The organism is Paraburkholderia domus (assembly GCF_905220705.1).
GTDB classification, from domain to species: Bacteria; Pseudomonadota; Gammaproteobacteria; order Burkholderiales; family Burkholderiaceae; genus Paraburkholderia; species Paraburkholderia domus.
In genome coordinates, this window is the sequence record NZ_CAJNAT010000010.1 from 29,335 (window position 1) to 50,566 (window position 21,232).

Here is a 21,232-nt window from a genome sequence, read left to right on the forward strand (position 1 = left end):
GCTGGACTCAGGCTGCGTCGCGATATTGGGTCGGCCATTGGCGCGGCTTCACTTCAGCCAGCGCTTTGGCAATCGCCGCAATATGCTCCGGCGTCGTGCCGCAGCAGCCGCCGGCGATATTCACGAGGCCTGCCTGCGCGAATTCCTTCAGCAATCCCGACGTATCCGCCGGCAATTCGTCGAAGCCCGTATCGCTCATCGGATTCGGCAAACCGGCGTTCGGATAGCACGACACATAGGTGTCGCACAGTTTCGCCAGTTCGGCGATGTACGGGCGCATCAGTGCCGCACCCAACGCGCAGTTCAAACCGAAAGTGAGGGGTTTGGCGTGGCGCAGCGAGTTCCAGAAGGCCTCGACGGTTTGTCCCGAAAGAATTCGACCCGATGCATCGGTGACGGTGCCCGAGATCATGATCGGCAAGCGCTCGCCGGTGTCTTCGAACAGTTCGTCCAGCGCGAACAGCGCGGCCTTTGCATTGAGCGTGTCGAAGATCGTTTCGACGAGGAACAGATCACAGCCGCCGTCGAGCAAGGCCTTAGCCTGCTCGTAGTACGCCGCGCGCAGTTCGTCGAAAGTTACATTGCGTGCGCCCGGATCGTTCACGTCTGGGGAAATGCTTGCCGTCTTCGGCGTCGGTCCGATCGCGCCGGCGACGAAGCGCGGCTTGTCGGGTGTCGAGTACTTGTCGCAAGCGGCGCGTGCCAGCTTCGCCGATTCGAGATTCATCTCGATGGCGAGGTCTTCCATCCCGTAGTCGGCCTGCGCAACGGTCGTGGCACCGAACGTGTTCGTCTCGATGATGTCCGCGCCCGCCGCAAGATATTGCTCGTGAATCTCGCCGATGATCTGCGGCTGGGTGATCGACAGCAACTCATTGTTGCCCTTGATGTCACGCCCGTAGTCCTTGAAGCGTTCGCCGCGATAGCGGGCTTCGTCGAGCTTGTAGCGCTGGATCATCGTGCCCATTGCGCCGTCCAGAATCAGGATGCGCGACTTGAGCAGCGCGGGCAGCGCCGTGCCGCGCGTGTAGGCGTCGTCGGGACGGACTGGCGTGGCGGATTGAGCAGGCTGGTTCATGGCGGACAAGGGCTTGCGCCGGCTTTTTCGGGAAACTTGCCATTGTAGCCGCTGCGGGGCGGTTCCGCCGGGCGCGGGCCCGGCAGGCGGATGCGCGGCAACGATGGCCCTGGCTGTGGCCGCAGCGGAAACAAACAGCGGAAACGACAGTGGAAACAAAACGGCCCAGTCAGGAGAAAGCCTGCTGGGCCGCGTTACTACTGCTGACCGACTTGTAAGGGCCGCCGGCTAAGCCGGTCGGCGCGGTCGATAGTTGTCGCCAAACCGTTACGTTAAACCCTTCAGTTAGTGAAGAATCACCGGTTGATGCATCAGGCTGTCGAATTGCCCGAGGAATTCGTCTACCTCATCCAACGACGGTTCCTCTTCGATCAGCTTTTGCACATGCTCGCGAAAACGCGCTGCCATTGCACCGTCAATGTAGATTTCGCGCTGCATGTTCTTGTCGACGATCTCGTAGCCACCTGATTTCATGGCCAGCGGGCCTTCCTGCGGCGGAAACTCGACGACACAATAGTTGGGGCTGTTATAGATCATTTGCATGGCGACACTCCTTATTTCCGTTGGCTCCTGGCCATTCCTGCGCCATAGGTGGAGCTTGTGGTGTGGAATTCAAGGGGTGGGTCCGGATTGACGCTTGTAAAGTTCCGAACCTACCGGTTAGACCGGCTTTCCAAGAAACGTTTCAAGCAGTGCAGCAAAACGGTGAGATTGCTCGATGGGCGCAAGATGAGCAGCCTCGAGCATTTCGAACTGCGCGCCTTGGATGGCGTCTGCTATTGCCTGCGTAGCAGCAGGTAGCGTGCCCGTGTCGTGGCGGCCTCCCACGGCCAACGTCGGGCAACGTATTGTTCCCAGCTTACCGCGTAGATCGAAATCGCGCAGGGCTTCGCACGCCATGGCGTAGCCTTCTGACAACGTATGGGTCATCACGTCGCGGATCTGCTCGACTGCTTCGGGGTGCGCGGCCTGGTAATCGGGCGTCAGCCAGCGGCTCAATGTCGCGGGCACCAGTGATGCCATACCCTCCGTGCGCGCCGTCGCCGCACGTTGGTCCCATAGCGCGCGGCCTTCGGGCGGCGTGCCGCTCGTGGTGTCGGCAACGGTCAGCGTGTCGACGCGCGACGGATGGTCCAGCGCGAATTGCTGCGCGATCATGCCGCCCATCGACATGCCGACAAGATGCGTGGTGGGTGCGCCAACTGCGTCAAGCAGCGCGGTGAGATCGCGGGACAGATCGGCGATGCTGAACGGTTCGCTCGATACTGCCGTCTTGCCGTGGCCCCGCAGGTCATAGCGCAACACCGTGTAGTTGTCACGAAAATAGCCGGCAAGTTGATCCCAAACAGACAGATCGCCGCCGAGCTGGTGAATGAACGTCAGCCACGGGCCGCCGCCTTCATTGCTCAGCACATAGCGCGTCTCGATACCGTTGATTTTCACTTGCATGCGGACTCCTTGGAGGGGGACGCAGTGGAAAGGGCCGTTTGCGCGCGCATCTCCTGTCCTCACTATACATACGCAGCGGCCGCGCGAACGGGTGCAGTTCATGGTGCGAGTGAGCCCCGTCGTAGAAGTTTCAGCGACTTGTTCGAGACCCTACTCGGCTTCAGGGTTTTTCGGGCGAGTTGCCGGGAACGGTCGAGTCGGCCGGTGAAGAGGGGGCGGTGTCGGGCATCGTTGCCGGCGTGTTAGCGGGCAACGGGTTTGCCGGATTGTCAGGAGAAGTATTGCCGCTGCTATCGGTGCTGCCAGAGCCGCTGGTGCCGTCGGCCGGACTGCCGGCGTCGTCTGCATTGAGCTTGCCGCGCCACACCAGTTCAAATTGCGTGCCGTTCGGCTCGGTCTGCATGATTCGCGCGGGGAGCCAGCCAAGCGACGGCGCGAGCCATACGTCGATGCGGCGTAGATCGCCATCATGGCGAGGCAAACGTTTGAAGTGGCGCGTCTCGAGGAAGCCCTGCGCGGTGCGGATGGTCTCGTCGCCGATTGTCTCGACTGGCCAGTTCTCGCCGCTGTCGTTGTCGACCACAAAGAACTGCCGCGTCACGCCTGGCTTGTAAGCGGCAGGGTCGCCGCGCACGAGGCTGGCAAGCTGCATGACCATGCTGAAACGGTCCTGCGCGCCGTCGGGCAGCGGCAGCGAGGCCGGGGTGCGCGTGAAGACGATCACTTTGTCGGTGCGATTGAAGATCGCCACGTCTTCCGGGCGGCGGCCGCGCTTTTCGATGTATTGATCCGGTGCGAGGCCGAATGCGTCGATGTGGCCATGGCTCGAGTACACGAACGTGCCGACGAACGGCAGCGGCACGGAGACGACCATCTCGTAGCTCTGGGCGTTGCTGGTCCAGTGGATGGTGCCGGGCTGGTTGCGCACGCCGTTGTAGTACGTGTCGTACTGCAGTTCCCCGGATGGCGGAACGGAGAATTTCACGCCCTCTGACGCGTGAGGCGCACTGGCGGCGGCGGGGGCGCTGGCCGTACCGGCGGCGGTTGCGCTTGCATTGGTGTTGGCATCAGCGTGACTCGCTGCAGCCGGTGCGCTTGCCACGACATCCGATGCGGCCGCGACCGCGGGTGCCTGCTTGGCTGGCTGCGTCGCTGTCAACACGTGTTCGCGCGGCTTGCTCGCAGCTGCCTTGTGCGCGGGAGCTGGCGCTGCAGCTTGCTGTGCGTCGGTAGCGGGTTTGCGTTCGATACGTTCGGGCGTCAGCAGTGCAACCTGCACGGGGACATGCTCGTTGTCAGACGGATTCAGCGTTGCGCGGTTGCGCTCGACCCATTGCGCCGCAATCCAGTGCAGGACCGCCACCACCAGCAGAACCGCAATCCATCGCCACACCCGCAAACCGCCGCGCGGTCCGGCGGGCGGCGTGCGATCAGGGCGGCTAGTGGTGGACGGTGATGACATCGGCAAATGAATTCGAACGGGTCGTCGGTGATGGATAGTTTCGAGGCGTCAGCGTGGCGCCGCACTATACCCGAGCTCGTACGAGAGTTTTTGCGCACATTCGCGCAGCGCCGTATCGATCTCGCCGCCCCAGCGGATATCGAACGCGCCTTCATGACCGAGCGCGATCAGTCCCAAAGCAAGATCGCCGGTCGAGTCGAACACCGGCATGCAGAACGCGTGGATGGTCGGCAGCAACATGCCTTCCACACGCGCCGCTTCGTGCTGCCGCACTTCCGCGAGCACCCGCTCGACCTCTTCACGTGAGCGCGGGCCGCCCATGTGCGACGAGCGGCGCGAATCAGCCAGTTCACGCTCGAGCATCGCGGCGGTCTTGCTTGACGGCAGATAGGCGGCAAACAGCAGACCGGTGGCGGAACTGAGCAGCGGCATCACGTCGCCGAGCTTGAGCGATGCTTTGGCTGGATGACTCGATTCCATCCAGTGGACCATCGTTGGCCCCTGATTGCCCCATACCGCGATGCCCACCGTCAGATCGAGCCGGTCGCGCAGTTCGGCAAGTGCAATGCGCGCAAGCTTCACGCCGTCGACGCGGGCAAGCCGCGCGAGCCCCAATTGCAACGCGAAGCCGCCCAGCTCGTAACGGCCCGACAGCGGATCCTGTGCCACGACGCCGAGGCGCAGGAAACTCACCAGATAGCGGTGCGCTTTCGCCGGACTCATAGCCGCGCGCTGCGCCAGATCGCGCAGCATCATCGCGCGCGGTTCGTGGGTCAGCACCTCGAGCAATCTGAACCCGACTTCGATCGACTGGATGCCGGAGCGCAGCTTTTCCTCGCCGGTCTCGACGGTTTCGTCGTCGGACTCGGGCGTTTCGAGCGGTTCAGCGGAGTCGGTGTCGGTACGGATCGCGCCGGAGCGGGCAATTGGAGGCATGAGCGAGGCGCATGGAGCGCGTTCAAAAACAATGAGAAAGGCGTTAGGCGCGACGGCACTTGGGCCGCGCCGATTCACCATCGTAGAATAGATTCCTTCTATCGTCACTAATACGGTTCAATTCCCTATGAAACTTGCCACGCTGAAGGACGGCACGCGCGACGGTCAGCTGATCGTCGTCTCCCGCGACCTGCACACCGCGGCCGTCGCCGACGCGATCGCGCCCACCATGCAGCGCGTGCTCGACGACTGGGCTTTCTACGCGCCGCAACTGCAGGACTTGTACGACGCGCTCAACCAGGGCCGCGCGCGCAACACCTTCCCGTTCGATGCCAAAGAATGCATGGCGCCGTTGCCGCGCGCATTCCAGTGGGCCGACGGTTCGTCGTACGTGAATCATGTGGAGTTGGTGCGTCGCGCGCGTGGCGCGGAAATGCCGCCGGAGTTCTGGACCGATCCGCTGATGTACCAGGGCGGCAGCGACGACTTCATCGGCCCGAAAGACGACGTGTTGTGCGCGTCTGAAGAATTCGGCATTGACTTCGAAGCGGAAGTCGCGGTGATCACCACCGACGTGCCGATGGGCGCCACCCCCGACCAGGCGCTCAGGAGCGTGCGGCTGGTGACGCTCGTCAACGATGTCTCGCTGCGCAATCTGATCCCCGCGGAACTCGCGAAGGGCTTCGGCTTTTTCCAGAGCAAGCCGGCGACCTCGTTCGCGCCGGTGGCGGTGACGCCCGACGAACTCGGCGAGAGCTGGCGCGAAGGGCGCGTGCACCAGCCGATGATCGTCCACTGGAACAACAAGAAGGTCGGCCAGCCCGACGCCGGCACCGACATGGTGTTCCACTTCGGCCAACTGATCTCGCACGCGGCGAAAACGCGCAACCTGCGCGCCGGCGCGATTGTCGGTTCGGGCACGGTGTCGAACAAGGACGCGAAGCGCGGCTATTGCTGTATCGCTGAAAAGCGCTGTCTTGAGACGATCGAGCACGGCGCGCCGCAGACCGAATTCATGAAGTTCGGCGATACCGTGAAGATCGAGATGTTCGACGAAGCAGGCAAGTCGATTTTCGGTTCGATTGATCAGGGTATTGCGCCGCTGGATTGAGGCGGCGATTTGGTGCAGTACGCGGCACCGGGACCGGGTCCGAATGAGCTTTGTTGTCTAACGAAAGGGTTTCGCCCGATGCCGACGCCACAACGCGCCGCTACACTGACTGGCGCGGCGGCGGCCTCGGGATAGCGGCTGTCTGTCGATCGCGAAGCCAGCGCAAAATGAACACGAACCGCACTTGAGCAGGACACAAGCAGCACATCGGCAGTACATCAAAACGAAAAACCGACGTGAGGAGACAGCATGCCGCGATTTGGATCCCTGGAACAAAGAACAACTCAATGCAATCGCGTATCGAGCGTGCGCGCGATGCCATCGCGGCGCGGGCTTGCCCATCTTGCCGCCGCGCTGTGTGCCGCGCTACCCGCCTTCGCCCTCGCGCAGGTGAAGATCGGCCTCGTGTTGTCGCTGACCGGGCCGGCTGCGTCGCTCGGTATTCCTGCGCGCGACACCGCCACGCTGCTGCCCAAACAGATCGGCGGACAGAGCGTCGAGTACATCGTGCTCGACGACGCGTCCGACACCACGCAGGCCGTGCAGGACACCAAAAAGCTGATCTCCGAGAATCACGTCGACGTGATCATCGGTTCCTCGATTACGCCGAATTCGCTCGCGATGATCGACGTGGTTGCCGATGGCGAAACACCGATGATCTCGCTGGCCTCGTCGGCGAAAATCATCGAACCCGTGGATGCCAAACGCCACTGGGTATTCAAGACCCCGCAGACCGACGCGATGATGGCATCGGCGATCGCCGAGCATGCGAGCACGCACGGCGTCAAAACGATCGCGTTCATCGGCCAGGCCGACGCGCTTGGCGAAACCTTCTACACCGAAGTCGCAAAGTTCGCGCAACTGCATCACATCAGCATGGTGGCGAGCGAGCGCTTCAATCGCACCGATCCGAGTGTGACCGGCCAAGTCCTGAAGATTCTCGCGACCCATCCGGATGCGGTGGTGGTCGGCGCGGCCGGCACGCCTGCCGCGCTGCCGCCGAAGACGCTCAGGGAGCGCGGCTACAAAGGGCTGATCTATCACAATCATGGGGTCGGCAATAACGACTTCCTGCGAGTGTGCGGCGCCGATTGCAACGGCACGTTCCTGCCTGCGAGCCCGGTGCTGGTCGCCGCGCAATTGCCGGCGGACCATCCGGCCAAACGTCTCGCGCTCGACTACATCGCGCGCTTCGAAGCATTGCGCGGACCCGGCAGCGTGTCGGCGTTCGGTTCTTACACATGGGATGCCGGCATGCTGCTCGGCAACGCGGTACCGATCGCGCTTAAGGCGGCTGCTCCAGGTACGCCGGAATTTCGCCGTGCATTGCGCGATGCGCTGGAAGCGACACGTGGTCTCGCGGACACCAACGGTGTGGTCAACATGAGCGCCACGGATCACCTCGGACTCGATCAACGGGCGCGCGTGATGGTCGAAATCAAGAATGCGAAGTGGGTTTATCAGCCGCAGTGAATTTGCGCGCGGTTTGCGCTGACGTAGCGCGGAAGGTGCCGAATGCGCCCTTAGGGCGGCGGTTTCAACAGACACACCGATAGACGGATTGCTCACCATGTCCCAGGCACCACACAGTAACGACGCGTTTTACGCGCACTACCAGTCACTGCAATTGCACCGCCATCCGCACGGCGTGCTCGAAGTCGTGATGAGCGGCGAGGGCGCGAACAAAAGCGGGCTTGCCACCGCTAACGCGCGGATGCACTTCGAACTCGCCGAAATCTGGCGCGATATCGATCGGGATCCCGAAACGCGTGTCGCGATCATTCGCGGCGAGGGCAAGGGCTTTTCGGCCGGCGGTGACCTGCAACTGGTCGAAGACATGGCAACCGATTTCGATGTCCGCGCACGCGTGTGGCGCGAGGCGCGCGATCTGGTCTACAACGTGATCAATTGCAGCAAACCGATTGTCTCGGCGATGCACGGACCGGCGGTCGGCGCGGGGCTCGTGGCCGGATTGCTTGCCGATATCTCGATCGCGGCGAAGTCGGCGCGCATTATCGACGGCCATACGCGCCTCGGCGTCGCCGCCGGCGATCACGCGGCCATTGTCTGGCCGCTGCTGTGCGGCATGGCGAAGGCGAAGTATTACCTGCTGCTGTGCGAGCCGGTCAGCGGGGAAGAGGCTGAGCGGATCGGTCTCGTGTCGCTTGCCGTCGACGAAAACGACCTGCGGCCCAAAGCATTCGAAGTCGCGCAAAAGCTGGCCAAGGGCTCGCAAACGGCGATTCGGTGGACCAAGTACGCGCTGAACAACTGGCTGCGCTCGGCGGGGCCGACGTTCGACGCGTCGCTGGCATTGGAGTTCATGGGTTTTGCCGGGCCGGATGTGCGCGAAGGCGTGAACTCGCTGCGCGAGCGGCGCGCGCCGGATTTTGGCGGCGCGGACCCGTGGAGCGGGCCGTCGCGGCACGCGCCGGGCGGCGGTCGCTCCTGAAACCGGACGCCGGCGCGTATTGCGCAAAGCCGCGCTGGCCGGCACTTGAGGTGGTGTGCGAGTAGGGCAAACAGCAGCCCAAACTAAGCGCGATTCACAGGGCCACGCGCGGTATGATCGAATCCGATGCGCGCGGGATGGCGCTATTTCCTTCCCTTTATGCAGCGAGGCGACAAGCATGACCGATACATCCGGCACCACGCCGCCCTTTCCTGGCTTTCCCGGTTTTCCGCCCGCTGAAATGCTCGAACGCATGTGGGGCATGATGCGCCTGTCGCCGTTCGGTTCGGCTTTGTCTGGCGCGCAGTCTGGCAGCAGCCTCGGGCCGTCGCTGTCGATGATGTCCGACATGATGGCGCCGCTTACCAACGTCGAGGAACTCGATAAACGCATCACCGACATGCGAGCGGTCGAGCAGTGGCTCAAGCTGAATCTGAACATGCTGCAGTCCGCCATTCAGGCGCTCGAAGTGCAGCGTGCAACGCTCGCGACGCTGCGTGCGTTCGGCGCGTTCGCTCAGTCGTCGATGGCGCAGCCGGCTTCCGCGGCTGCTGCGCCGAGTCCCTCGCCGACCGGCTGGCCGCATCCGGAAACCTCCTCGAGTTCGGCCAGTGCGAGCTCGCCGGACTCCGCCGAGTCGGCAACTGACGAAGCCGAGGCCGCCGCGACGCCCCCGTTCGACGCCTCCGGCTGGTGGAATCTGCTGCAATCGCAGTTCAATCAGATCGCTCAGTTTGCGATGACGCAGCCCACTGCGGCATCCGGCGGCTCGGCGACGGACTCGCCGGAAGGCGCGGCGAGCGCTTCGGCATCGGCCGGGAAAGCGGCTGACGCGCCGGGTGAGGCCGCCGCTGACGCGCCGTCCGCAACCAAACGGCCGGCGGCGAAGCGGGCAGCGACGTCAACTTCAACGTCTACCGGGCGTGCAGGCAGTTCAGGCGCCAGTCCGCGAGCAACGAAAAAGCCTATCTAGCGGCAGGAATGAAACGGAGCAGCCCGACCCACGCCGTGACGTGCAGAGCCTGACGGGTTGGCGAGTCAAACGCAATGAATTCGCCACCTGTCATGGTTTTGACCCCGATCGTCGGCCACACTCCGCGAATCGGGGCGTTTATTGAGAGAGGTCAAATACGCACTGGAATGGTGTCTGTCAAGGCGCGGAATCCGTAAAGTCAGCGTGCTATCATTGTGTAAGCTTCATTTGGCTTTTGGGCGTGCACTGAAAACAAGCAATCCAGCCGCCCTTGCTCCATTCGCCTCCGGTACTCCCGGTGCAGGGCTGGACGGTGCGGATTCATCGCAAGCTGGCTCGACCTCAGGCATAGGGTATCCCTCACCCACGGTTGGCCGCGCAGCGCGTAACTTCTGGTTAGGCGCGCCGCGCAAATGCCGGACTTCTTTGCTGCCCGGTGCATCTGGGCGGCCGATTACCGCGTAAAATTGAATGCTTGGCCGATAAACGATGCACAAAACGGTGCGCTTCGTTCGTCATAAGCAAAAGTGCTACACGAAGTAGTTACAGACACAGACAGTATGCGCAGAACAGGGGTGGGACTATGAACACCATGCTTTATCCGGAACTTTATAAATCGCTCGAATCCGTTCGATGGGACATGGAGAAAGACATTCCCTGGGACAAGTTCGATGCATCGCTATTGACCGACGAGCAGGCCGCGACGATCAAGATGAATGCGATCACCGAATGGTCGGCGTTGCCCGCCACGGAAATGTTCCTCCGTGATAACCATCACGACAGCGATTTCTCCGCATTCATGAGCGTGTGGTTCTTCGAAGAACAGAAGCATTCGCTGGTGCTGATGGAATATCTGCGCCGTTTCAAGCCGGAATTGTGCCCGACCGAAGAAGAGCTGCACGCCGTGCGCTTCGAATTCGACCCCGCGCCGCCGCTCGAAACGCTGATGCTGCACTTCTGCGGCGAAATCCGCCTGAATCACTGGTATCGCCGTGCTGCCGAATGGCACACCGAGCCGGTCATCAAGGCCATCTACGAAACCATTTCGCGCGACGAAGCGCGTCATGGCGGCGCGTATCTGCGCTACATGAAGAAAGCGATGGTGCAAACCGGCGACATCGCGCGCGCTGCATTCGCCAAGATCGGCGTCCTGATGGCATCGGCGCGCCGTACGGAAAAGCCGCTGCATCCGACCAACCTGCACGTGAATCAGGCGCTGTTCCCGCGCGATACGATTCAATCGCGTCTGCCGGATCCCGAATGGCTCGAACGCTGGCTCGACGAGCAGATCCGTTTCGACGACGGCTGGGAAAAGAAAGTGGTTGAGCGGATTCTGCACAACCTGTCGATTCTGTTCGAGCGCACGTTCAATACCGCGCAGGAATTGAACCGTTATCGCAAGGAAGTCGTCGCGCGCTTGCAGGCCGATCAGAAATCGGCTGAACAGCCGGCTTGATGGGTTGATTCGCGGTTTTAAAGTTTCAGGAACGGCCCGGCAGGCGTGAGCTTGCCGGGCCGTTTTGCTTCCTGCCGTTAGCCGTGTATCGTGGCGGCACTTCTTTTTTCTTTGCGACTTCGTCATGGCCGCCACTTTTGAACGCAAGATTTTTACGCGCGATGCGCTGGTGAAGCTTCGCGCTTCGATGTCCGCGCCGGTTGTATTTACCAACGGGGTGTTCGACATCCTGCATCGCGGGCATGTGACTTATCTGGCCGACGCCAAAGCGCTCGGCGCTTGCCTGATTGTCGGCGTCAATAGCGACGCTTCCGTGCGCATGCTAGGCAAAGGGGATGACCGGCCGATCAATAACGAGGCTGATCGGATGGCTTTGCTGGCGGCTCTGGAAAGCGTCGATTACGTCGTTTGCTTTGGCGAGAAGACGCCCGTGGAACTGATTTCGGCGCTGCGGCCGGACGTACTCGTCAAAGGCGGCGATTACGACATGGATGCTTTGCCGGAGTCGGCCATAGTACGGGGATGGGGCGGGAAGGCTTTGGCGATTCCCTTCGAGCATGACCGGTCGACCACCGCGCTGCTGAAGAAGGTTCGTACGCAGGGGTGATCTTTACCGAGGCAGCGCCGATGCCGCTATCGCCGGCGTCGGCGCCGGGCCGCCTACGACCGCCTGGTCGGCGGCTTCGGCTGCTGTGACGGGTTGCACCTTCAACCACTCCGCATGGAGCTGGCGGTTCAGATGGTTAGGCTCGCGGCCTCCGGCTGTGGGCGCCGGGCCGAATACGCCGCGCACCGCGACGAATGCCAGCATGTTGGCAAGAAACAATATGGCGATCAGCCAGCGCAGCATCGTTAGTATTCCCCGTCCATAAGTTCAGCCGCCGCTATCCGTATGGTCGCGACTCAGGCGTCGTGGTCCATCGCGCTTTCGGCAGCAATCAGAGCAAGCCCCGACAGCACCAGCGAATCGTGGCGAGTATGCGGCACTTTTAGTGCACTTGTCACTTCGTCCACGGCGCCGCCGCTCACCACCAGGCGCACTGGTACCTGCCATTCGTCCTGCAGATCACGCCACATGCGCTCGATCAGACCGGCTTGCGCCAACGTGCATCCGGCTGACAACGAGCGCGGCGTATCGGTCGCGAAGAACGGGCCGTGGCGTTCCGGATCAGACACGGTGTCCGCGTCGAGCAAGCCGCGCGCCGCGTTGGCGTCGAGCGTAGGAAGTTGTGCCGTGTGCTCGCCTAGCGAGCGCATCATCAAGGTCCAGCCCGGCGCAATCAGGCCGCCGACAAAGCAGCCGTCGGCACGCAACGCTTCAAGCGTGGTTGCCGTGCCAAATGTAGCAATGAGCAGATTCTCGCCAGGAAACGCCGCGTGCGCGCCAATCAGGCCAGCCCAGCGATCGCTGCCGAGTGCATGCGGTGTCGTGTAGCTATTGGTCACGCCGCATTGCTGCGCGCAGGCGCGGATCGTCGTGCGTGGCAGTTGCGGCCAGTGGGCGTCGAGTAGTGCGGCAATGCGTGCCGCGACATTTTCGCCTGCGACGTTTGATAACCATGCACCACCCGGCGCCGGCATTTTCGACCAGTCTGGCTCGTCAGCGCCGCCATGCGCGAGCGCGCCGGCCGCGATTTGCGTGCCGTCTCGCCGTACCAGCGCCCACTTTATGCGGCTATTGCCCGCGTCGATCAACAGATAAGGCGCGCCGCTCGTCATGCAGCACCGTCGGCCAGACGCAGCGAAACGTCACCCGTTGCGACGGTCAGACGCCCTGCAGCCGTGTTGAGCAGCAGTTGCCCGCGTTCGTCGACGCCCGCCGCTACGCCGCGCGCCAACTCTTCACCTTGCTCCAACAGCACGACTTCGCGGCCTGCGTAGGCGTGCACGGCGTTCCAGCGCGCCTGGAACGGCGCGAAGCCTTCAGCGCCGAAGCGCTGCAGCGCGGGTTCGAGCGCGTTCAGTTCCGCCGCCAGCGTATCGGTGAGGTTCGCATTCGGCAGGGCGCGCTGCAGCGCGGTCGGCACGGTGCCGCGTGCTTGCGCGGGCACGTCCGCGTTCAGCGCGCCGACCTTGGCGGCGAGCTCGTCCGCGCCCTTCACATTGGTGCCGATACCGATCACCACGGCGCTCGCGTCATCCGTGCTCCACGCGGTTTCGATCAGGATGCCTGCAAGCTTGTCGCCTTCGAGCAGGACGTCGTTGGGCCACTTCAGTGCGATTTGTCCAGGGCCCGCGACCGGCAACGAGCGCAGCCCGTCGACCAGCGCCACGCCCACCGCGAGACTCAAACCCGCCAGCCCCTCGAGCGGGCGCGGCAGCACGCACGCCACCGAAAACAGCAGCGCATTGCCCGGCTCCGCATACCACGGACGGCCGCGGCGGCCGCGGCCCGCAGTTTGCAGATAAGCGACCCGCACGATCGGCCGCGGCAGCGCGTTGGCTTTACGCGGCAATGCTTTGACGCGCGTCATCAGATCGGCGTTGGTCGAGCCGGTTTCCTCGACGATCTCGATCGGCCAGTCATGCGCGTGCGGGCCGAACAGGGCGACGGCGCGTTCGCGGTCGATGCGCCAGTCGGAAGCCGCGGCGGCTTGGGGTGGGGTCTTGGAAGCGTTCATGTCTCATATTGTAGCGACAGCGAACGCTGCGGGCCCGCGAGCACAGTTCATCCGCCGCACCTTCGTTACAATGGCCCCTAATCCGATAACCAGATTGCAGCGATCCTTGAACTACGACACTCCGCCCGGCCTTGAAGTCGCGGCAGGCAGCCAAGGCAAGATCGTCCGGCTTTCGGGCCAGTGGACGGCGCTCGCGCTCGCGCGCGACAAGGCCACCGGCCATGTGATCCCTTCGTTGCACTCGCTGGTCGGCGCTGAAGGCATCCGCCAATGGGATCTGTCGCGTATTGACCGGATGGACCACGTGGGCGGCCAGGCGCTGTGGCGCGTCTGGGGTCACAAGATGCCCTCGGACACCACGCTCACCGACACGCAACGCGACATTTTCGAGCGCATCGCGCTGCTCGACACGGTGCGAGAAAAGGCCGAGCCGGTGGTCAAGTTCGACCCGTTCACCCGACTGGGCCTCGCGATCTTCTCGTTCTTCGAGCATCTGTACGGCGGATTCGGCATGCTCGGGCAGGTCGTACTCGATCTCCTCGCGATCCTGCGCAAACCGAAAATCACGCCATGGACCGAAATCTCCGCGAACATCTATAACGCCGGCACCAAGGCGTTGCCGATCACCGCGCTGGTTGCGTTCCTGATCGGCATCGTGCTGAGTTACCTGTCTGCACAGCAACTGCGGCTTTTTGGCGCGAATCAGTACATCGTCAATATTCTTGGGCTGTCGGTGATTCGCGAACTGGGGCCGGTGCTGTCGGCGATTCTGGTGGCGGGCCGTTCGGGCTCGGCGATTACCGCGCAGATCGGCGTGATGCGCGTCACCGAAGAACTCGATGCCATGCGCGTGATGGGCATCCCGCACGGCCTGCGGCTGATCCTGCCACGCGTGGTCGCGCTCGGCGTGGCCATGCCGCTCCTCGTGATGTGGACCAACATCATCGCGTTGACGGGCGGCGCGCTCGCCGCGAAGATCGTGCTCGGCATCGACATGAGCTACTTCGCGCGCGCATTGCCCAGCGTCGTGCCGGTCGCGAATCTGTGGATCGGTCTCGGCAAGGGCGTCGCGTTCGGCATGCTGATCGCGATTGTCGGCTGTCACTTCGGCTTCCGTATCAAGGCCAATTCGCAGAGTCTCGGCGAAGGCACGACGACCTCGGTGGTGACCTCGATCACCATCGTGATTCTCGCGGACGCGGTGTTCGCGATCCTCTTCCAGAACGTGGGGCTAGGATGATCGCGCCACTCACTCAGGCCGTACGCGGCCAACCGGTGCCCGAGATTGCGGAGCCGGTGATCGAGGTGATCGACATCACCAAGCGCTACGGCCGTAACATCGTGCACCAGCATCTGAACTTCGACGTGCGGCGCGGCGAGATTGTCTCGATCGTCGGTGGGTCGGGCTCGGGCAAGACCACGCTGGTGCGGCAGATTCTCGGCCTGGAGCGCCCGTCGTCGGGAACCATCAAGCTGTTTGGTGAGGACATTGCCACCATTTCGCCGGATACCGCGCTACTCATGCGCAGCCGCTCCGGAATGCTGTTTCAACGCGGCGCGCTGTTCTCGTCGCTCTCGGTGTTCGACAACATCGCGCAGCCGTTGCGCGAACTCGGCAAGGTGCCCGAAGACCTGCTGCGCGACATCGTGATGCTCAAGCTCGAGATGGTTGGCCTGCCGTGCAAGCATGCGTCGAAGATGCCGTCCGCGCTCTCCGGCGGGATGATCAAGCGGGTGGGTATCGCGCGTGCCATTGCACTCGAGCCCGAACTGCTGTTTCTCGATGAACCGACTGCCGGCCTCGATCCGCAGGCGTCCGACGAATTCGTCGAACTGATCTCCGCGCTGCATCGCGCGCTCGGTCTGACGGTGGTGATGGTCACGCACGATCTCGACACGATGATCGCGCTGTCCACCCGCGTCGCCGTGCTGGCGGATCGCAAGGTGCTGGTCGCCGCGCCGGTTGAAGAGGCGGCGGGCGTCGATCATCCGTTTATCCGCGAATATTTCCTCGGCCTGCGCGGGCGTCGCGCGCTGCAGGCGCTGCCGCCGGAGCGCCGCGCGAAACTGCCGCGTGCGGCCCTCGAATCGGCATCGTCCGAATTGCCGCTGTGAACCAGGGAACCTGACAATGGAAAATAAATCACATGCCTTCTGGGCAGGGCTCTTCACGGTGGCCTTGCTGGCTGCAATCGCAGTGGCGGCTTTTTTGTTCAACGTCGACCGTTCCGTACGGGTGCCATACGATCTGATTGCGCGCACCAATGTCACGGGGCTCTATACCGACGCGGCGGTGCGCTATCGCGGGCTCGACGTCGGCAAGGTGCAGTCGATCAAATTCGATCGGGATCATCCCGGACAGATTCTGATCCGTATCCTCGTCGACACGCACGCGCCGATTACGCACTCCACGTTCGGCAGCCTCGGGTTCCAGGGCGTGACGGGTATCGCCTTCATCCAGCTGGATGACAATGGGCGCGATCCGACGCCGCTCGCGTCGTCGCCGAAAGAGGTGGCGCAATTGCCGATGCGTCCGGGCTTGCTCGATCAGTTGCAGCAGCGCGGCGAAGTTTTGCTGCGCAAACTCGAAAAAGTCACTGACGACGTCGACAATCTGTTGTCGCCGGAAATGGTCAGCCAGTTGCACGGTACGGCTGCGAGCATTCAGAAGGCTGCTGACGGCGTCGCCACGCTGACCCAGCAGATGGCGCCGGTTACCGGCAAGCTGCCCGCCACCATCAACCAACTGGATCGCACGCTGGCCTCGACCAATCAGTTGATCACCAGTCTGAACCGCCCGGACGGGCCGTTCGAGACCAACCTCAACAAGGTCGGGACGGCGGCGCAGCAAGCGGGTGACGCGCTGGTGTCGATGGACAGTTCGATCCAGGAATTGTCGGCGCGCGTCGGTTACGACACGCTGCCGCGTGTCAATTCGCTCGCCGAAGACGTGCGCTCAGCGGCCCGTTCGGTGGACCGCGCTGCCGACACATTCAGCACCAATCCGCGCAGCGTGCTGTTCGGTGCGCCGAGTGCGGCGCCAGGCCCCGGCGAGGCTGGCTTCATGTGGCCCGCCGCCCGCACCGCTGCGCAAGCCGCTAAATGAAATGATTTGAAGGTTTTGAAGAAGGAACATGGTTATGTCACGCTCGATTCACCGATTGTTGTCCTCGAGCGCCGCGCTGGCGATGCTGCTCGCGTTCGGCGTGCTGGCTGCGGGATGCGCAGGCAACCCCGCGGCGATCTCGGATATCCGCTACGACCTCGGGCCGCCGAATCCGGCGGCTTCGGCCGGCACGCAGCCGGCGGTGAAGGTGCTCGATGTCAGCGCGCCCGACACGCTCGAGTCCGATAAGCTGATTTACCGCCTCAGCTACGCCGATGCGCAGCAGACGGCGTCATACGCGAATAGTCACTGGACCATGGCGCCGTCGCAGTTGCTCACGCAGCGGCTGCGAAGCGCGCTGAGTTCGCGGGGCACCGTGCTGACTGGCGCTGATGGCGTGCGGGCCCCAGTGCTGAAGGTCGATCTGAGCGAGTTCGAACAGGTCTTCGATAGCCAGTCGGAAAGCCACGCTGCGGTCACCGCGCGCGCCACGCTGACGCAAAGCGGCAAGGTAATCGGTCAGCGCACGTTCATCGCGCGCGCGCCGTCCAGTTCCGCAGACGCCGCCGGCGGTGCCCAGGCGCTCGCTGCAGCCAGCGACGACCTCGTCTCGCAGATCAGCGCGTGGCTCGGCGTGCAGGCGCTGGTCGCCGCGCAATGACCGCCTGGCAGCGCACGCAACGGAGCGCTGCATGAGCGTCAAACCCTGGCAGCGCCGTCCTTCGGCGCTTGCCCGGCAGGCGCTGGGGCTATATGCGGCGCTGATTGTCTACGGTTCGTGGTATCCGTTTTCCGGCTGGCGTTCGCTCGGCCTCGCTCCGTTTGCCTATCTGTCCGATCCCATGCCGCGGTACCTGACGGCGTTCGACGTCGTCACTAACGTGCTCGGTTATATGCCGTTCGGCGCGCTGGTGGTGCTCGCGGTGTATCCGCGCTGGCGCGGTGCGCTCGCGGTCGCGTTGGCTTTCGTGCTCGGCGGGTTGCTGTCGGGCGTGATGGAAGCGGTGCAAACCTATCTGCCGACGCGCGTTGCCTCCAACCTCGATCTGGCCGCTAATGCGCTCGGCGCGCTGCTCGGCGCGGCGATCATATCGCCGGCCACCGGCGCGTTGCTCGACCGCGGTTTATTGCGGCGTTTGCGACTCTTGTGGTTCGAGCGCGACACGGCTGCGCTCGCGTGTCTTGTCGCCTTGTGGCCGTTCGCCACCATGTACCCGGCGCCACGTCTCTTCGGTCTGGGTAACTGGCCGCGCGCGCTGTGGCTGAGTTTCGATTCGACGACGCAAGATGCGCTGCTCGCATGGACGCCGCCCGCCTGGCACGTCGGTGCGTGGCCGGCGCTGGTTGCCGCCTGGCTGCCGGACGACGCCTGGGAAACCGTCATCACCACGCTCAATCTGTTCGCCGCGCTCGCGCTGGCCTCGCTGCCGGTGCGCCGCCATGCGCCGCTCATGCGGCTATTGATCGCGTTTATCGTCACGACCTTGTGCGTCAAGGCGGGCGCCACCTTTCTGCAATCGCAATCCGGTCTTGCGTTCGACTGGGCGACGCCTGGCGCGCTGACGGGGCTCGTGTGCGGCACCGTCGCGGCACTGTTGGCACTGCGGCTGCGGCGCAGGTCGCGTGCGGCGCTCGCGGCCTGTGCGCTCACGGTCGCGCTGGTGTTCGTCAATCTGCTGCCTGTGAATCCGTATTTCGATGCCGTGCTGGCCGACTGGCGCCAGGGGCGGTATCTGCACTTTAACGGCCTCGCGCACTGGATCGCATGGATCTGGCCGTACGCGGCGCTGGTGTGGCTCGCCTATCGCGTCGAACAGGTGTGGCTCAAGCGGCGCGTGAAGCACGCATGAAGCAGGGGCGGCGCATGCGTGCCGCCGAAGAAGTCGCGCTATGTCGGGCAGGGCGCACGCAACGTGGTGCAGATCCCGCCCGCCCGCGAGTCGCCGTCCGTCCACCGCTCAGCGACCGCCAGTCCCGCTCGCTATAATCGTTCGCACAACAGGCGCGCCGCAGCGCTTCCAGCGCCATTCCTACTCTTACAGTCTCGCCCCCGGACATCATGGACTCCTTCTACAAGTACCACGTCTTCTTCTGTCTCAACCAGCGCGACCCCGGCGCGGAGCGTCCGAGCTGCGCGAATTGCAACGCGCAGGCGATGCAGGAGCACGCGAAAAAACGCGTGAAGCAACTCGGCCTCGCCGGCCCCGGCCAGGTGCGGATCAACAAGGCAGGCTGCCTGGAGCGCTGCGAACTGGGCCCGGCGCTCGTCGTGTATCCGGAAGGCGTCTGGTACACGTACGTCGACGAGAGCGACATCGATGAAATCGTCGATTCGCACCTCGTGAACGGCAAGATCGTCGAGCGTCTGAAAATCGATCAATAAGTCTCGCCATGAACATCCATACGAAGAAGTATTTGATCGACGGCCCGGTCGGCAAAATCGAGGTCGCGCTGGATCTGCCCGACGAAATGCGCGAGAACGGCGCCGCGCCGCGCGGCATCGCGCTGGTCGCGCATCCGCACCCGCTGTTCGGCGGCACGATGGACAACAAGGTCGCGCAGACGCTCGCGCGCACACTTGTGCAGTTGAACTATGTGACGTACCGCTCGAATTTTCGGGGTGTCGGCGAGACGCAAGGCGAACATGACGCCGGTATCGGCGAGCGCGATGATCTGCGCGCCGTGCTCGATCACATGCGCGCGCAAGCGGGGCGGGGCGATCTGCCTCTGGTGCTGGCGGGTTTTTCATTCGGCACCTTTGTGCTGTCGCACGTGGCAGCGAAGTTGCGCGAAGAAGGTCAGGCGATCGAACGGATCGTGTTCGTCGGCACCGCGGCGAGCCGTTGGGAAGTCGCACCCGTGCCGGAAAACACGCTCGTGATTCACGGCGAAACTGACGAGACCGTTCCCATTCAGTCGGTTTACGACTGGGCGCGGCCGCAGGAATTGCCGGTCGTGGTGATTCCGGGGGCAGAACATTTTCTGCATCGCAAGCTGCACGTCCTCAAGCGGATCATCGTCGACGCATGGCGTTGATTAGCCTGCCGCGCGTGTTTTCCGGGGTACAGGTGCGTGAAAACGCAAATTAATCGCCGCCCTTTGGTCAAAGATACCAGGATAGCGCGCGTATAATGAGCGCTCTTTTTTGGGCGCAGCATTGCCCACCCGGCAGTTCGCGCGACGCGTAGCTTCTCTCTCGCGCGCAGCGGTGCCGGATGCGAGGCGTGCTGCGCGAACCGATCGCGTCGCCGGAAGTCCAATGGGCGCCGCGCCGTTTTTACGGCATGACGCCCGCCGACCGGCTCCTCCAAACTGTGCGCCCTGCGCGCGAAGTATTTTTCCGCACGAATCGACCCTATGCGTTTCTCCACCTCCGGCCGCACGTCATTCCCTTCAGTTTCTTCTTTCGTTCCCCCTACGCTTAGCCGTGCCGTAACCCTCGGCATCGTGCTGCCGGCCACGCTTGTTGCAAGCACGGCGTTCGCGCAGGTGCCGCCGCCCGCGGTGAACGCGCGCTCGTGGGTGCTCGTCGACGCCACCAGCAATCAGGTGCTCGCATCGGGCAATGCCGACGAACGCGCCGAGCCGGCCTCGCTGACCAAGCTGATGACCGCGTACCTCGTCTTCGAAGCACTGCAGACGAAGAAGATCACGATGGACCAGACGATTGAGCCGAGCGAAGCGGTGCGCCGCGTCAAAACCGACGAATCGCGCATGTTCATCGAGGCGAACAAGCCGGTGACCGTGCACGATCTGGTGTACGGCATGATCATCCAGTCCGGTAACGACGCGGCGATCGCGCTGGCCGAACTGGTCGGCGGCAGCGAGTCGCAGTTCGTCAACATGATGAACGCCGAAGCGCAGAAACTCGGCATGACGCACACGCATTTTGCTGACGTGAACGGTATGCCCGACCCGCAGCACTACACCACGGCGGGCGACCTCGCGATTCTGTCGGCGCGTCTGATCCGTGACTTCCCCGACTACTACAACATCTTCTCGGTCAAGGAATTCACGTACAACAAGATCAAGCAGCCGAACCGCAACCGCCTGCTGTGGATCGATCCGACGGTGGACGGCCTGAAGACTGGTCACACGCAAGCCGCCGGCTATTGCCTGATCGCCAGCGCGAAGCGTTCGCTGCCGGGCACGACCGACGGCTCGCGCCGTCTCGTCGCGGTGATGATGGGCGAGACCAAGGAACACGACCGCGTGCAGGACGCACTGAAGATGCTGAACTACGGCTACACCGCGTATGACACGGTGCGGCTGTACAAGGCGAACCAGGTGGTCGGCACGCCGCGCGTCTACAAGGGTGCGCAGGACACCGTGCAGATCGGCGTGAAGGGCGATCAGTACATCACCTTGCCGAAGGGCATGGGCGACAAAGCGAAGCCGCAGATCGAGCAGATCGATCCGCTGATCGCACCGATCGCGAACGGTCAGCAGGTCGGCACGGCGAAGCTGGTCGCCGACGGCAAGGTGCTGGCGCAATTCCCGATCGTCGCGCTGCAGGCTGTACCGCAAGCCGGCGTGGTCGGCCGCGTGTGGGATTCGCTGATGCTGATGTTCAACAAGAAGAAGTAAG

The 21,232-nt window shown here is 63.3% G+C and carries 22 protein-coding genes; 14 read left to right on the forward strand and 8 right to left on the reverse strand.

Features of this window, described 5'->3' with window-relative positions:
• Positions 1-7: 7 nt before the first annotated feature.
• The 5 genes from KHO31_RS18745 to KHO31_RS18765 all read right to left on the reverse strand — a co-directional run bounded on the left by KHO31_RS18745 (position 8) and on the right by KHO31_RS18765 (position 4,925).
• Positions 8-1,078: a homocysteine S-methyltransferase family protein gene (locus tag KHO31_RS18745; RefSeq protein ID WP_201072441.1), complete on the reverse strand. Its 1,071-nt coding sequence runs from the start codon at positions 1,076-1,078 to the stop codon at positions 8-10.
• Between the two features lie 285 nt (positions 1,079-1,363).
• Positions 1,364-1,621 (reverse strand): BTH_I0359 family protein, encoded by a 258-nt coding sequence (locus tag KHO31_RS18750; protein WP_007179533.1) that lies wholly within the window; start codon positions 1,619-1,621, stop codon positions 1,364-1,366.
• 117 nt (positions 1,622-1,738) lie between these two features.
• Complete coding sequence (locus tag KHO31_RS18755) at positions 1,739-2,527, reverse strand: alpha/beta fold hydrolase (protein WP_201072143.1); 789 nt, start codon at positions 2,525-2,527, stop codon at positions 1,739-1,741.
• Positions 2,528-2,687: 160 nt separating this feature from the next.
• Entirely contained in the window at positions 2,688-3,989 is a 1,302-nt protein-coding gene (locus KHO31_RS18760; protein ID WP_201072145.1) for a DUF3108 domain-containing protein, read from the reverse strand.
• 48 nt (positions 3,990-4,037) lie between these two features.
• The gene (locus KHO31_RS18765) at positions 4,038-4,925 is read right to left on the reverse strand and encodes an IclR family transcriptional regulator (protein ID WP_201072146.1); all 888 of its coding nucleotides are present in this window, start codon (positions 4,923-4,925) and stop codon (positions 4,038-4,040) included.
• A gap of 127 nt (positions 4,926-5,052) precedes the next feature.
• On the opposite strand from KHO31_RS18765, the gene KHO31_RS18770 reads away from it, so the two are divergent.
• The 6 genes from KHO31_RS18770 (at position 5,053) to rfaE2 (ending at position 11,524) form a co-directional block, all read left to right on the forward strand.
• On the forward strand, positions 5,053-6,036 hold the full coding sequence (locus KHO31_RS18770; RefSeq protein ID WP_211623911.1) for a fumarylacetoacetate hydrolase family protein: 984 nt from the start codon (positions 5,053-5,055) through the stop codon (positions 6,034-6,036).
• Between the two features lie 249 nt (positions 6,037-6,285).
• Positions 6,286-7,509, forward strand: coding sequence for an ABC transporter substrate-binding protein (locus tag KHO31_RS18775; protein ID WP_201072148.1), 1,224 nt, complete (start codon positions 6,286-6,288; stop codon positions 7,507-7,509).
• Positions 7,510-7,606: 97 nt separating this feature from the next.
• Complete coding sequence (locus tag KHO31_RS18780; RefSeq protein WP_201085882.1) at positions 7,607-8,488, forward strand: enoyl-CoA hydratase/isomerase family protein; 882 nt, start codon at positions 7,607-7,609, stop codon at positions 8,486-8,488.
• Between the two features lie 178 nt (positions 8,489-8,666).
• Positions 8,667-9,461 (forward strand): PhaM family polyhydroxyalkanoate granule multifunctional regulatory protein, encoded by a 795-nt coding sequence (locus tag KHO31_RS18785; RefSeq protein ID WP_201072153.1) that lies wholly within the window; start codon positions 8,667-8,669, stop codon positions 9,459-9,461.
• Between the two features lie 583 nt (positions 9,462-10,044).
• Positions 10,045-10,917 carry a ferritin family protein gene (locus tag KHO31_RS18790; protein ID WP_201072155.1) on the forward strand — a complete coding sequence of 291 codons (873 nt, stop codon included), beginning with the start codon at positions 10,045-10,047 and terminating at the stop codon, positions 10,915-10,917.
• A gap of 124 nt (positions 10,918-11,041) precedes the next feature.
• Positions 11,042-11,524: a D-glycero-beta-D-manno-heptose 1-phosphate adenylyltransferase gene (gene rfaE2, locus KHO31_RS18795; RefSeq protein ID WP_074285600.1), complete on the forward strand. Its 483-nt coding sequence runs from the start codon at positions 11,042-11,044 to the stop codon at positions 11,522-11,524.
• Between the two features lie 3 nt (positions 11,525-11,527).
• Here the strand turns inward: rfaE2 and KHO31_RS18800 are convergent, their stop codons facing one another.
• The 3 genes from KHO31_RS18800 to KHO31_RS18810 are packed head-to-tail and all read right to left on the reverse strand — an operon-like array spanning position 11,528 to position 13,538.
• On the reverse strand, positions 11,528-11,767 hold the full coding sequence (locus KHO31_RS18800; RefSeq protein WP_201072157.1) for a hypothetical protein: 240 nt from the start codon (positions 11,765-11,767) through the stop codon (positions 11,528-11,530).
• 53 nt (positions 11,768-11,820) lie between these two features.
• Complete coding sequence (locus KHO31_RS18805; RefSeq protein WP_211623913.1) at positions 11,821-12,636, reverse strand: type III pantothenate kinase; 816 nt, start codon at positions 12,634-12,636, stop codon at positions 11,821-11,823.
• Positions 12,633-13,538: a biotin--[acetyl-CoA-carboxylase] ligase gene (locus KHO31_RS18810; RefSeq protein ID WP_201072161.1), complete on the reverse strand. Its 906-nt coding sequence runs from the start codon at positions 13,536-13,538 to the stop codon at positions 12,633-12,635. Before KHO31_RS18810 ends, KHO31_RS18805 begins: the two co-directional genes overlap by 4 nt.
• Before the next feature lie 106 nt (positions 13,539-13,644).
• On the opposite strand from KHO31_RS18810, the gene KHO31_RS18815 reads away from it, so the two are divergent.
• The 8 genes from KHO31_RS18815 (at position 13,645) to KHO31_RS18850 (ending at position 21,231) form a co-directional block, all read left to right on the forward strand.
• Positions 13,645-14,778, forward strand: a complete 1,134-nt coding sequence (locus KHO31_RS18815; protein WP_201072164.1) for an MlaE family ABC transporter permease — start codon at positions 13,645-13,647, stop codon at positions 14,776-14,778.
• The gene (locus KHO31_RS18820; protein WP_201072179.1) at positions 14,775-15,653 is read left to right on the forward strand and encodes an ABC transporter ATP-binding protein; all 879 of its coding nucleotides are present in this window, start codon (positions 14,775-14,777) and stop codon (positions 15,651-15,653) included. The genes KHO31_RS18815 and KHO31_RS18820 overlap by 4 nt, the downstream gene beginning before the upstream one ends.
• A 16-nt stretch (positions 15,654-15,669) precedes the next feature.
• Positions 15,670-16,644, forward strand: coding sequence for an MlaD family protein (locus KHO31_RS18825; protein WP_201085880.1), 975 nt, complete (start codon positions 15,670-15,672; stop codon positions 16,642-16,644).
• Between the two features lie 34 nt (positions 16,645-16,678).
• The gene (locus tag KHO31_RS18830) at positions 16,679-17,305 is read left to right on the forward strand and encodes an ABC-type transport auxiliary lipoprotein family protein (protein ID WP_201072182.1); all 627 of its coding nucleotides are present in this window, start codon (positions 16,679-16,681) and stop codon (positions 17,303-17,305) included.
• A gap of 31 nt (positions 17,306-17,336) precedes the next feature.
• Positions 17,337-18,494, forward strand: coding sequence for a VanZ family protein (locus tag KHO31_RS18835; protein ID WP_201072183.1), 1,158 nt, complete (start codon positions 17,337-17,339; stop codon positions 18,492-18,494).
• A gap of 209 nt (positions 18,495-18,703) precedes the next feature.
• The gene (locus tag KHO31_RS18840) at positions 18,704-19,027 is read left to right on the forward strand and encodes a (2Fe-2S) ferredoxin domain-containing protein (RefSeq protein ID WP_063494611.1); all 324 of its coding nucleotides are present in this window, start codon (positions 18,704-18,706) and stop codon (positions 19,025-19,027) included.
• A gap of 8 nt (positions 19,028-19,035) precedes the next feature.
• Positions 19,036-19,680 carry an alpha/beta hydrolase gene (locus KHO31_RS18845; RefSeq protein ID WP_201138631.1) on the forward strand — a complete coding sequence of 215 codons (645 nt, stop codon included), beginning with the start codon at positions 19,036-19,038 and terminating at the stop codon, positions 19,678-19,680.
• Between the two features lie 321 nt (positions 19,681-20,001).
• Positions 20,002-21,231, forward strand: a complete 1,230-nt coding sequence (locus tag KHO31_RS18850; protein WP_201072186.1) for a D-alanyl-D-alanine carboxypeptidase family protein — start codon at positions 20,002-20,004, stop codon at positions 21,229-21,231.
• The last annotated feature ends 1 nt before the right edge of the window (position 21,232 follow it).